The sequence below is a fragment of the Pelagibacterium sp. H642 genome, assembly GCF_031202855.1.
Taxonomy (GTDB): domain Bacteria; phylum Pseudomonadota; class Alphaproteobacteria; order Rhizobiales; family Devosiaceae; genus Pelagibacterium.
Genome location: NZ_CP101829.1, coordinates 1,567,551 through 1,580,028, shown reverse-complemented (window position 1 = coordinate 1,580,028; position 12,478 = coordinate 1,567,551). Strand labels below are relative to the sequence as shown.

The window sequence follows — 12,478 nt, the reverse complement described above, 5'->3', positions numbered from 1 at the left end:
GAGACCCCTCTTCTCGTCTCTGTCATATTCGGTCGCCCAACAGGGCAGGCAGCACCTCGTCCACGAATCTGCGGTCGATGGGTCCGGGCCCGTTCAGCAGCACCTTGCCTTGAGCATCGGCGACCAGGGTCTGGGGCATGCCCACAAGGCCGAGGTCGTAAAACGTCTCGCGGTTGGGATCGGCCCCGACCATGTCGTAGGGATTTCCCATCTCCGCGAGAAAGGCGGCGGCATTTTCCGGAAGGTCGCCGACATTGATCCCGATCAGCATCACATCGTAGCGCTCGGCGATCTCGATCAGCAGCGGATGCTCGTCCCGGCAGGGAATGCACCAACTGGCAAAGGCGTTGATGACGAGCGGCTTTCCCGCCGGCCCGCGCAACGTCACCCCCGATCCGGGCATGTCCGCTATCGCGTCGAGCTCGATTTCAGGCAGGGTGCCACCCACGGCCAGGGGCTGGCCGTCTTCACGCGGCCCCCAGATGAACCATGCGCTCGCCACAAGGGCGATGGATACGATCCCGATCGCGGCAAGGACCTTCATTATCCTTGCCACTCCATCGCATCAGGCCAGATGGAAATCTGCGTTGAGCAGACGCACCCGGCTCACAAATCCGGTCGCTTCATCGGTCGCGGTGCCGATATCGAGGATACCGCGCGTCCAGATCAAAAGGCCCGGATCGATGGCCTCCTGGCGCTGGCGCATCACCACGAAAATGATGGTATCGATCCACTCGTCCTCGCTTTCGCAGAACGGACAGGTCTCGACCGGCTGATTGGACAGGATGAAGAATTCGGAATCGACCTTGAGATGGGGCGCCATGAAACCCTGCAGCTCCACCTCGGTCCCGGCCAGCTCCTGGGCCATCTCCGAATAGGCCATGTCGTTGTCGTAGTCATAGAGCTGCCCCATCCGTATCCGCGTCGGAGCAGCCTTTGCCGGCCATGCGGCCCCCAAGAGAGGTAGTGTTGCCAGGCCGAGGCCGAATTGGCGTCTGTTGACCATTGTCCCAGTCTCCCGTCTTGGTTGATAGGAGGAGGGCGGCAGCGCCGCCCTCCGGTTTACCCGCGAATGCTATTATTCCGTCACATAACCGGTATTGGCAAGGATGACGGCCAATGTGGCGCGCATGGCGGGAATGGTGAGCTCGACATCGGTATCGAGCCATTCGTCCAGGGAATGTGCCCGACCGCCAACGCCGCTGTTGGCGCCGATGGTGAGCGCTGGAATGCCCAGGCTCATGGGCATGTTGGAGTCGGTTGAAGAGGTGCCCGGTTCATCCACTTCAAAGCCGGCGGCCTCGTAGGTCGCGACCGTGTTGAGGAACAGGGAGCTGTTCCGGTCGGTCTGGCCGGCCGGACGATCACCGATCACTTCGAGATTGACGGTGATCTCCCCGTTTTCGGTGTTGCCCCGCTCGTTTTCGGCCGCAGCGGCTTCCTCGACGATGACCAAAAACTGGTCATGAAGCGCGGCGAGTTCGTCCGGATCGACCGAACGCATATCCACATCCGCCGACATCGAGAACGGAATCGAATTGACCGAGGTGCCGCCATCGATGATGCCCACGCTGTGGGTGGTCTTGGGATCTTCGGGCACCTCGATTTCCGACAGGGCGGTCATGAAGTTGGCCAGGGCGTAAGCGGGATTGACGGTGCCGAAGGCGCCGAAGCTGTGACCGCCCGGGCCTTCATAGGTGACCCGGTAGCGCAGCGAACCGGTGCCGCCCGCCGTCACGCGACCGGCGGTGCCCCCTTCGATCGAGAAGAAGCCCTTGATCTTGTCGGCATAGTCACCTTCGTTAAAGAGGTAACGCACCCCGCGCAGGTCGCCGGGCCCCTCTTCGCCCACGGTTCCCACGAACAGGATGTCGTCCTCGGTCTGGATGCCGACATCCTTCATCGCGCGGATATAGGCGAGGATCACGGCCGTGCTCATCTTGTCGTCGCCGACGCCCGGCGCGTGAGCTTCGGTTCCCTGCCAGTTGACGGTCACGTCCGTGCCCTCGGGGAATACGGTATCGAGGTGGGCGGAAACGACCAGGAACTGGCCATCGCTGTCGGTGCCGCGCCATTCACCGATGGCGTTGCCTTCCTCGTCCACATGAACGTTTTCCAGCCCCGCTTCCTCGAGCATTTCGGCGTAACGGGCTGAAATTTCCTCTTCCATGAAGGGGCCTGAGGGAATTTCGACCAGTTCGACGAACTCCTCGATCTGACGGTCGTAGTTGTCGCGCAGGTGCTCGACGGCAGCTTCGAAATTGTCGTCGGACAGTATCGCTTCGGCGACCGCGGTGGGATCGTCCTGGGCGACCGCCATGCCGCCCGACATCAGAGCCGCCGTCAGCATCGCTATGGGTAGTGCCTTGTTGAAAATTTGCACCCTGTACCTCCTGAATACACCTTTCGGCATGCCGGCTAATCCCGCATCCCGATCCTTTGGGCAGAGCAAGAATAACAACCGCGAAAAAATCATTTCTAATGCAATTTTCGCATAATGTGTTTTCTGCATCGGGCTCGGGAGAGCGGAAAAGCTGGCCAAAAGAACACGACTTGCGGATGTAAAAGGCGGTAAAGGACCATTGAGCGACCATGATCGCGCAATAATCGGCCTGCGTTTACGGTGGTTTGGCATCGCATTAGGGAAAAAGTACTGACAATGCCTAATCGGTGGTCACTGAAGGTCGCTGCCTACGCAGACGGCATCGATGTCGTCGCATGTGCAACGTGCAAGACCAGACTGTTGTGATACGAAAGTATTAGACCTTGCCTCGCGATAACGACACAGCGCAAGGCCCGAACCACGATAGGACAGGATAACAGACTGGAGTTGACGTGCCCGGAGGAACGTCGCACCAAGGAACCACACGCGGGGGTCGAAGGGAGGGATCATGCGGCTCAAGGATTGTCACAATTTCCGGGATTTCCGCCGCATGGCGCAACAGCGCCTGCCCGGACCGATCTTCAACTATATCGATGGCGCTGCCGATGACGAGGTGACCTACCGGCGCAACACCGAGGCTTTCGAAGCGGTCGATCTGGTTCCCAACATCCTGCGCGGGGTGGGAGAGGTGGACATGTCGGTGACCGTGCTGGGGCAAAAGCTCGCCATGCCGGTCTATTGCTCTCCCACCGCGCTCCAGCGCCTGTTCCATCACCAGGGCGAGCGCGCCGTTGCCGCGGCGGCGCACAAATACGGCACCATGTTCGGGGTTTCCTCGCTGGGTACGGTCAGCCTCGAGGAAGCGCGCAAGATCGCGCCAGGACCGCAGGTCTATCAATTCTATTTCCACAAGGATCGCGGCCTTAATCGCGAGATGATGGCGCGGGCCAAGGCGGCGGGGGTCGACGCCATGCTGCTGACGGTGGATTCGATAACCGGGGGCAATCGCGAGCGCGACAAGCGGACCGGCTTTTCCATTCCCTTCAGGCTCAATCTCGCCGGCCTCACCCAGTTCGCCATGCGCCCGGCCTGGGGGCTCAACTATCTGACCCACGAGAAATTCTCCCTTCCCCAGCTCGACAGCCATGTGGATATGGGCGGGGGCACCATGTCGATCTCGAAATATTTTACCGAAATGCTCGACCCCAATCTCACATGGGCCGATGTGGAGCAGATGGTCGGCGAATGGGGCGGCCAGTTCTGTCTCAAGGGGGTGATGTCGGTTGCCGATGCACGCAAGGCCGCCGATATCGGCTGCACGGGGATCGTGCTGTCCAACCATGGCGGGCGGCAGCTCGACGGCTCGCGCACCGCGTTCGAGCAACTCGGCGAGGTGGTCGACGCGGTGGGAGACCGGCTGGACGTGATGATGGATGGCGGGGTGCAGCGCGGCACCCATGTGCTCAAGGCCCTGTCCTTGGGCGCCAAGGCCGTGGGCCTGGGGCGCTATTATCTCTTCCCCCTCGCTGCGGCCGGACAGGCCGGCGTCGAGCGCGCCCTTAACAACATGCGCATCGAAATCGAACGCGCCATGAAGCTGATGGGCGCAAGCAGGATCGACGAGCTCAGCCGCGACAATCTCAAATTCCGCTGACAGTGGCCGTGGTGCGCCGCTACAAATATGATTGCATCGCTCAACTTCAGCGATTATGACCGGAGCCGTAAACAGGCGCCGGCAAGCTAGTTTCCCCCTGGTGTGGAAGCCGGCAGCCGATCTTGGGATGAGGACGACATCGCGGCCATGAGTGATCGTCTCGAAAACCGCACGGCGCGGCTGACGGCCCAGGCCATCACCTCCGGCTATGATGGCACGCCGGTGCTGTCCGACGTTTCCCTCGCCGTCGCGCCGGGGAAAATGACCGTGCTGGTGGGGCCGAACGGATCGGGCAAATCCACCCTGCTCAAGACCATGGGACGTATTCTCACCCCGACCAGCGGATCGGTGCTGCTGGACGGAAAATCCATCCATACCGCCAAAAGCCGGGACGTGGCGCGCACGCTGGGGCTGCTGCCGCAGGGACCGATCGCGCCCGAGGGGCTGACGGTGCGCGAGCTTGTGGCCCAGGGACGCTTTCCCCATCAGGGACTGATGCGGCAATGGACGCGGGATGACGAAGAGATCGTGACCTCGGCCATGGCCACCGCATCGGTTAGCGAATTCGCCGACCGTCCGGTGGATTCGCTTTCGGGCGGCCAGCGCCAGCGTTGCTGGATCGCCATGGCTCTCGCCCAGCAGACGGACCTTCTGCTGCTCGACGAGCCCACGACCTTCCTTGATTTGAAGGTTCAGGTCGATCTCATGGAGCTTCTGGCCGATCTGGCGCATACCGGCGGGCGCACGCTGGTGGTGGTGCTGCATGAATTGAGCCTTGCGGCCGCCTATGCCGATCATCTGGTGATGATGAAGGAGGGCAAGATCGTCTGCGCGGGGGCGCCCGATGCGATCTTTACCGCCCAGCGGCTCAAGGACGTGTTCGATCTCGATGCCCATGTGGTGCGCGATGCCGAGACCGGGCATCTGGTCTGCGTGCCGCTGGGCGCGCATGCACGCCGCAAGGCGTCGGTCCGGGTCGCATGAGCGCGGCGGCACCCGCGATCGGCTCCCGCCGGCTGGTGGCCAATGCCTCGGGCATACCGGTATTGCTCGGTCTGACGGCGCTGCTGTTTGCCGTCCATATCGCCGTCGGCGCCAAGGCGCTGCCGCTCGCCACGGTGTTCGAGGCGCTCGCCGATCGCGACCGGACGGTCTTTGACCATATGATCATCTGGGATCTGCGCCTGCCCCGCGCGCTGATCGCGCTGACCGTGGGCGCCGCGCTTTCGGTGGCTGGGGCGCTGATGCAGGGGGTGACGCGCAATCCGCTGGCCGATCCGGGACTTTTGGGGCTGATGGCCGGCGCGTCCTTTGCCGTGGTGATGGCCTCGTTCCTCTTCGGCCCGGCGGCCCTCGTCTGGCTGCCCTGGATCGCGGCGCTGGGGGCGCTTGCGACGGCCTTGATCGTCTACTGCATCGCCCACTGGGCACCGGGCGGGGCGACGCCGCTGACCCTGACGCTTTCGGGCGCGGCCATTTCGGCGTTTCTGGGCGCCATCATCTCGATCGCCCATCTGCTCAACGAAGACAGCTTCGACAATCTGCGCGTGTGGCTTTCCGGCTCTCTGGCCGGCCGCGACATCGCCATGCTCTATGTCACCGGCCCGTGGATCGCCATTGCCCTGGCCCTCGCCCTGGCGCTCGGCCGGCAGGTGACGGCGCTGGCCATGGGGGACGACGTCGCCAAGGGGCTGGGGGTGCGCACCGGGCCGCTCAAGATCCAATTGCTGGTGGTCACCGTGGTGCTCACCGCCTGTTCGGTCGCCCTGGCCGGACCGATGGGGTTCGTGGGCCTCGTCATTCCGCATGTGGCACGATTGCTGGTGGGGTCCGACTATCGCTGGATCGTGCCCTATTCGGCGGTGATCGGGGCCGCCTATCTGTTGGGGGTCGACATCATCGCCCGCATCGCCATTCCGCCGCGCGAGATCTCGACCGGGATCATTACGGCGATGGTGGGCGCGCCGGTGTTCATCCAACTGGTGCGGATGCGGGCAAGATGAATACACTGGCTCGCTCCGAACGCCATTGGGTGCTGCGCTCGCGCACCGAGCGCATCGCGCTGCGGCTGCCGGCACGCGGGATCATCGCCATCGGGCTTCTTGTGGCCCTGCAACTGGCCATCCTTTCGCTCAGCCTCACCCTGGGCAGCTACGAGATCGATCTGCCGACGCTGATGGCGACCCTTTCGGGCACCACCGTTTCCCCGGCCATCGACAACGTCATCTGGCAGTTCCGCCTGCCCCGCGCCCTGGTCGCGGCGCTGGTGGGCGCGATGATGGCGCTTTCGGGTGCTGCGATGCAGAATGTCACCCGCAACGGGCTGGCCGATCCCTCGCTCATCGGCATCAGCCAGGGCGCGGCGCTGGCCGTGGTTGCGGCGGTCGTGGTTTTCCCGCAGATCGGGCATGGCCTGCGCCCGGTCATCGCCTTTGGCGGCGCGCTGGGGGTTGCGGCGCTGGTGCAGGCGCTCAGCTATCAAAAGCGCGGCAACAGCACGATCCGCTTCATCCTGCTCGGCATCGGGGTCTCGGCGTTCATCTCCTCGATCACCTCGGCCATGCTCACCTATGGCGACATCGACAGGGCCATGTCGGCGCTTTCCTGGCTTGCGGGGTCGGTCAATGCGGCGACCTGGGGCGATGTTCACGTCCTCACCCTCTGGTGCCTGGCGCTCACGCCGCTGATCCTGGCGCTGAGCCGGGTGATGTCGGTGATGCGCATGGGCGAGGGAACCGCCATCGGGCTTGGCGCGCCGGTCAAATGGGCGCGCTATGGGCTGATCGCGGTCGGGGTGGGATTTGCCGCCGCCGCGACGGCCCTTGTCGGTCCGCTCGGCTTTGTGGGGCTGATCGCCCCCCATGCGGCGCGGCGCATCGCACGCAGCGGGGTGGGGATCCACGCGATCCTCACCGCGCTTTGCGGCGCGGTGCTGGTCTCGGTCGCCGACCTCGTCGGCCGCGCCGCCTTCGCCCCCATCCAACTGCCAGCCGGCCTCATCACCTCCATCATCGGCGTTCCGGTCTTTATCTATCTCCTGCAAAGAGCGGCCGCCAAATCGCATTTGTGAGCGAAATCATGATCCCATTCCGCCTTCCATCGCTGTTTCGGGCGGCGGCCCGTCCCTTCACCCTCTTCGAGCAAGCGGGGCAGTAAATGGCGGGGCACGTCTTTTGCCGCGATCTATGCCTTGAGAGGGGCGAGCCGCATCAGGGCACGGGCGATGCGCCCCAGCGCGTGCTCATGCTCGCCTGGCCGCGCGGCAAATGGCGGACGCCGCGCTGGGAATCGGTCGATATGAGCCCCGCCCTCGCCGCTTCCATCCACGAGGCGGCCCAAAGCGGCCTGCATGTGGCGCTCGTCGACAGGGTCGGGGAGAGCGAGAGCCTTCCCCAGCTCACCGCGCTGCCCGAATCGGTATCGGCCGATTTTTCCAGCGAGGCCGATCTGATCGCGGCGATCGATGCCTATGCGGCGGGCGAGGTGTTTGCCGGCACGTTCGACCCGCGCACCACCATTATCGTGTGCACGGATTCGCGGCGGGACGCCTGCTGCGCGCGCTACGGTTTTTCGACCTACAAGGCGCTGGCCGCGACCGCCGACCGGGAAAAGTTCAACATCGTCCAGGCGACCCATATCGGGGGCTGCCGCTTTGCCGCTTCGCTGGTCGTCATGCCGCAGCGCCAGCGTTATGGTCGCATGACGGCGGGGCAGGCGCCCGCCTTCCTCGAAGCGCTCTCGCGCGGCCAGATCTTCCTGCCTGCCTATAAGGGGCGCACGGACGAACCAGAGCCGCTGCAGGTGGCCGAACTCGCCGCGCTGCAATGGGCGGCGGACAATGATGCGCCGGCATCGGTTCGACTGTCCCATGGCGGGCTGCCCGACACCCCGCAGGATGGGGACGAATTCGTTCTTTCGGCAGAATTGGGCGCAAACCGTCTCTCGATCCGGCTGCGCGCCAGGACCTTCCACGTGCAGGGCAATTGCGGCGTGGTGGCCAAGGGCGGCGGCGGCGATCAGATCCGATGGTGTCTCGACCAGATGTCGGTGGCATCGTGACCTGGCCGGCGGCCCTCACCCACCGGCTTTTTTCTCCTCAAACCAAATGTGAGGCCTTTCCGATGACGTTCAAACCCTTCCTTGCCGCGCTTGCGACGGCTCTTGTTGCCGGACCGGCGTTTGCGCAGGACTCGCAGGTCCTGACCGACGGCACCGGCACCGAGATTACCGTGCCCGCCGACCCGCAACGCGTGGTTTCCCTGCACGATACCTCTCTTACCGTTGCACTGCTCGAACTGGGGATCGTTCCGGTCGGCAGCCACGGCCGTACGCCCGAGAACGCCCAGCCCAACATCCGTTCGGGCAAGCTGATCACCGGCTATGATTTCGACAATTCGGCCATCGAATTCGTCGGGAACCTCCCCGCCGACGTGGAGGCCGTGGCGGCGCTCGAGCCCGACCTGATCCTGACGACCGACTGGCAGACGGCCGATGTGGGGCAATTGCGTTCCATTGCCCCCACCTATGTCTTCCCCATTTCGACCATGGACGATTTCGAGGTTTACCGGACGGTGGCCGAGGTCACCGGGACCACCGACGAACTTGAAAAGCTCGAAGCCCGCTACGGGGCCCAGCTCGATATGATCGATGCGCTGGTCACCCCCCAGGACATCACCGTCAGCGTGATCCAGGCCAATGCGGGCGAGCTGCATGTGTGGAACACCTATGGCTCGCTGGGCAAGGTTTTGCGCGATGCGGGCTTTGCCTTCCCCGCCGCCATCGATGCCATCGAAGGCAATGAGCGGCAGATCTTTTCGGGCGAATCCTATCCCGATTTCGATGCCGACTTCATCTTCGTCACCTATGCGGTCGAGCGGGGCGAAACCCCGGCGATGGCCCGCGCCGCGCTCGACGAGGTCCTGCCCGGCTGGTGCGAGGTGATGCATGCCTGCCGCAACGGACAGATCGTCTATGTCCCGCGCGAAATCGCCTCCTCGGCAACCTATGATTCATTGACGGCGCTGACCCAGATCGTCGCTTCCCACGTGGCCGGCCGCGACTACGTCGCGCTCGGGCAGTAATTTCGGAGGGATAATCGTGAGATCCTTGAAAACATTTCTGGCCGCCGGCGTGCTCGCCGCGTGCACAATGGCAGCTCCTGGATTTGCGCAGGAGACCCGTGAATTTGTCGACGATGCCGGGCGCACCGTCGAGATACCCGCCGACCCGCAGCGCATCGCCTCCCTGCACGATCTCTCGCTCACCGTTCCGCTGATCGAGCTCGGCGTCCATCCCGTCGCCAGCCACGGCCGCACGACCGAAGCTGGGGAAGGTTTCATCCGCTCGTCCAAGGTTCTGACGGGGGTTGATTTCGACAATTCCGACATCGCGTTCCTTGGCAACCTGCCGGTCGACATCGAAGCGGTCGCGGCCAGCGAACCTGACCTCATCATCACCACGCCCTGGCAGACCGCACCGGTCGAACAGCTCGAAGCCGTCGCCCCCACCATCGTTCTCGACGATGCGGTGCGGGGAGATTTCGGCATGTACGAGGCGCTTGCCGAGATTACGGGAACGACCGATACCCTCGCCATACTCGAGGGGCGCTACGACAGCCAGATCGAACAGATCCGGCGCCTGATCGATACCCAATCCATTTCGGTCAACGTGATCCAGGGCGTCGATGGGGAGGTGCTTTCCTGGCACACCTATGGCGGCCTGGGACGCGTGCTGCGCGACGCCGGCTTTGTCTTTCCCGAGCGCGTCGAGGCGATCCCCGAAGGGGAGTTCGAGCGCATGAGCGCCGAGGCGCTGCCCGAACTGGACGCCGACTTCCTGTTCGTCACCTACCGCACCGACACGCTGGAGACGCCCCAGGATGCGCTGGGCCACCTCGAACAGGTCATGCCCAATTTCTGCGAATTCCTGCACGCCTGCCGGGAAAACCAGATGATCGTCATGCCGCGCGAGGAGGCTTCCGCCTCGTCCTACTATGCGCTTGGCGTGATGGCCTATACGGTCATTTCCCAGATCAGCGGCCGCCGGTTCGAGCCGATGCCCGAATAGGCTGACCGCCGGGGCGGGCCAATTCGCCTGCCCCGGCCTTTATGAAATTCCTATTTCTTTGCCGTCCCGCCTCTCTCGAACCTTTATGGCCGAGGGAGCCATATCTCTCGCCGAACCAAGGACCTTGCCGCGCCGCGGCACTCCTGAGACCAACAGGCGAGATTCCAGCATGCTCATCGATTACTGGCTCGGCGCCATCGTGACCCTGGGGGTCGCGGGGTACCTCGTTTACGTGCTGCTTCGGCCCGAGCGGTTCTAGCCCTCGTTTTTCATCGAAAATTTCGGAGGCTCAAATGAGCCAAGCCAAAGCGGCGAGCATCTTTGATGCCCGTATCCTTGTCCCTGCCCTGGGGGATGCATTCAGAAAACTCGATCCGCGAACTCTGGCGCGCAATCCGGTGATGTTCGTGGTCGCGGTGGTTTCGCTGCTGACCACCGTGCTGTTCCTCAAGGACATTCTCGGAGGTGGCGGCGATCCGGGCTTTTCGGCCCAGATCATCGTCTGGCTGTGGTTCACGGTCCTTTTCGCCAATTTTGCCGAGGCTGTGGCAGAGGGGCGCGGCAAGGCACAGGCCGACTCACTGCGCCAGACCCGCAGCGAGACCGAAGCCAAGCTTCTGAGCGCTCCCGACGCCCCAGACTACACGCGCATCCCGGGAGCCAGTCTCAAGCAGGGCGACATCGTGCTGGTCGAAGCGGGTGACATCATCCCTTCGGACGGCGAGGTGATCGAGGGCATCGCCTCGGTCAACGAGGCGGCGATCACCGGCGAATCCGCCCCCGTGCTCAGGGAATCGGGCGGCGACCGGTCGGCGGTGACCGGCGGCACGCAGGTTCTTTCGGACTGGATCAAGGTGCGCATTACCGCCGCCGCCGGCTCGACCTTCATCGACAGGATGATTTCGCTCGTCGAAGGCGCCGAGCGGCAGAAGACCCCCAATGAAATCGCCCTCAACGTGCTGCTGGCCGGCCTGACGCTGATCTTCGTGCTCGCGACCGCCACCATCCCGGCCTTTGCCGCCTATGCGGGCGGATCGATTCCGGTGATCGTGCTAGTGGCGCTGTTCGTGACGCTCATCCCCACCACCATCGGCGCGCTGGTGTCGGCCATCGGTATTGCGGGCATGGACCGGCTCGTGCGCTTCAACGTGCTCGCCATGTCGGGCCGGGCGGTGGAAGCGGCGGGGGACGTGGATACACTGCTTCTGGACAAGACCGGCACCATCACCCTGGGCAATCGCCAGGCCACCGAGTTCCGTCCGGTGGCCGGGGTGACCGAGGCGGATCTGGCCGATGCGGCACAGCTTTCCTCCCTGGCCGATGAAACCCCCGAAGGACGCTCGGTCGTGGTCCTTGCCAAGGAGCGCTACGGCATAAGAGGCCGCGACATGGCCAGCCTTCACGCCAGCTTCGTGCCCTTCACCGCCCAGACGCGGATGAGCGGGATCGACTTCGAAGCCGCCTCGATCCGCAAGGGAGCCGTCGATGCGATCGTGAGATATCTCGATAGCCTCGGACAGTCGCATGCCCAGGCAGCGGCGATCCGCGAGGTTCGGGCCATAGCCGGCGAGATCGCCAAGGCCGGGGGCACCCCGCTCGCCGTGATCCGCGACGGCAAGCCACTGGGCGTCATCGCGCTCAAGGATATCATCAAGGGGGGCATCCGCGAACGCTTCGCGGAATTGCGGCGCATGGGCATCCGCACGGTGATGATCACCGGCGACAACCCCATGACCGCCGCCGCGATCGCCGCCGAAGCCGGGGTCGACGATTTCCTGGCCGAAGCCACTCCTGAAAACAAGCTCACCCTGATCCGCGAGGAACAGGCCAAGGGCAAGCTCGTCGCCATGTGCGGGGACGGCACCAATGACGCGCCGGCACTGGCCCAGGCCGATGTTGGCGTGGCGATGAACACCGGCACCGTGGCGGCCCGCGAGGCGGGCAATATGATCGATCTCGATTCCGACCCCACAAAGCTCATCGAGATCGTGGAAATCGGCAAGCAATTGCTGATGACGCGCGGGGCGCTCACCACCTTCTCGATCTCCAACGACGTGGCCAAATATTTCGCGGTTCTGCCGGCGATGTTCGTGGGGCTCTATCCGCAACTGGATGCGCTCAACATCATGGGCCTTTCCTCCCCGCAAAGCGCCATCCTTTCGGCCATCATCTTCAACGCGCTGATCATCGTGGCGCTGATCCCGCTCTCGCTTTGCGGGGTCGCCTACCGGGCCGTGGGGGCCGGAGCCCTGCTGCGGCGCAATCTGCTCATCTTCGGGCTGGGCGGGCTCGTCGTGCCGTTCGCCGGCATAAAGCTCATCGACATGCTCGTTTCCGCCCTCGGCCTCGCCTGAGCGGAACAAGCCGGAGTTTTC

Annotated in this window: 12 protein-coding genes; 9 read left to right on the top strand and 3 right to left on the bottom strand. The window is 64.0% G+C overall.

The features are described from left to right. Positions 1–22: 22 nt before the first annotated feature. The 3 genes from NO934_RS07740 to NO934_RS07730 all read right to left on the bottom strand — a co-directional run bounded on the left by NO934_RS07740 (position 23) and on the right by NO934_RS07730 (position 2,383). Positions 23–544, bottom strand: coding sequence for a redoxin family protein (locus NO934_RS07740; protein ID WP_309163320.1), 522 nt, complete (start codon positions 542–544; stop codon positions 23–25). 21 nt (positions 545–565) lie between these two features. Continuing rightward, the gene (locus tag NO934_RS07735; protein WP_309163319.1) at positions 566–1,006 is read right to left on the bottom strand and encodes a hypothetical protein; all 441 of its coding nucleotides are present in this window, start codon (positions 1,004–1,006) and stop codon (positions 566–568) included. Positions 1,007–1,078: 72 nt separating this feature from the next. Continuing rightward, a complete protein-coding gene (locus tag NO934_RS07730) occupies positions 1,079–2,383 on the bottom strand; it encodes a M20/M25/M40 family metallo-hydrolase (RefSeq protein WP_309163318.1) in 1,305 nt (434 codons plus the stop codon). A 508-nt stretch (positions 2,384–2,891) separates the two neighbouring features. Here NO934_RS07730 and NO934_RS07725 point away from each other — a divergent pair. The 9 genes from NO934_RS07725 (at position 2,892) to kdpB (ending at position 12,457) form a co-directional block, all read left to right on the top strand. Further along, complete coding sequence (locus tag NO934_RS07725) at positions 2,892–4,037, top strand: alpha-hydroxy acid oxidase (RefSeq protein ID WP_309163317.1); 1,146 nt, start codon at positions 2,892–2,894, stop codon at positions 4,035–4,037. A 147-nt stretch (positions 4,038–4,184) separates the two neighbouring features. Beyond that, positions 4,185–5,021 (top strand): ABC transporter ATP-binding protein, encoded by an 837-nt coding sequence (locus NO934_RS07720; protein ID WP_309163316.1) that lies wholly within the window; start codon positions 4,185–4,187, stop codon positions 5,019–5,021. Next, the gene (locus tag NO934_RS07715; protein ID WP_309163315.1) at positions 5,018–6,040 is read left to right on the top strand and encodes an iron ABC transporter permease; all 1,023 of its coding nucleotides are present in this window, start codon (positions 5,018–5,020) and stop codon (positions 6,038–6,040) included. The genes NO934_RS07720 and NO934_RS07715 overlap by 4 nt, the downstream gene beginning before the upstream one ends. Then, on the top strand, positions 6,037–7,107 hold the full coding sequence (locus NO934_RS07710; protein WP_309163314.1) for an iron ABC transporter permease: 1,071 nt from the start codon (positions 6,037–6,039) through the stop codon (positions 7,105–7,107). Before NO934_RS07715 ends, NO934_RS07710 begins: the two co-directional genes overlap by 4 nt. Before the next feature lie 86 nt (positions 7,108–7,193). Then, the gene (locus NO934_RS07705; protein ID WP_309163313.1) at positions 7,194–8,096 is read left to right on the top strand and encodes a sucrase ferredoxin; all 903 of its coding nucleotides are present in this window, start codon (positions 7,194–7,196) and stop codon (positions 8,094–8,096) included. Between the two features lie 62 nt (positions 8,097–8,158). Further along, on the top strand, positions 8,159–9,118 hold the full coding sequence (locus tag NO934_RS07700; RefSeq protein WP_309163311.1) for an ABC transporter substrate-binding protein: 960 nt from the start codon (positions 8,159–8,161) through the stop codon (positions 9,116–9,118). 16 nt (positions 9,119–9,134) lie between these two features. Further along, positions 9,135–10,103 carry an ABC transporter substrate-binding protein gene (locus NO934_RS07695; RefSeq protein ID WP_309163309.1) on the top strand — a complete coding sequence of 323 codons (969 nt, stop codon included), beginning with the start codon at positions 9,135–9,137 and terminating at the stop codon, positions 10,101–10,103. 169 nt (positions 10,104–10,272) lie between these two features. Next, positions 10,273–10,362 carry a K(+)-transporting ATPase subunit F gene (gene kdpF / locus NO934_RS07690; protein ID WP_309163308.1) on the top strand — a complete coding sequence of 30 codons (90 nt, stop codon included), beginning with the start codon at positions 10,273–10,275 and terminating at the stop codon, positions 10,360–10,362. Between the two features lie 34 nt (positions 10,363–10,396). Next, complete coding sequence (kdpB, locus tag NO934_RS07685) at positions 10,397–12,457, top strand: potassium-transporting ATPase subunit KdpB (RefSeq protein ID WP_309163307.1); 2,061 nt, start codon at positions 10,397–10,399, stop codon at positions 12,455–12,457. The last annotated feature ends 21 nt before the right edge of the window (positions 12,458–12,478 follow it).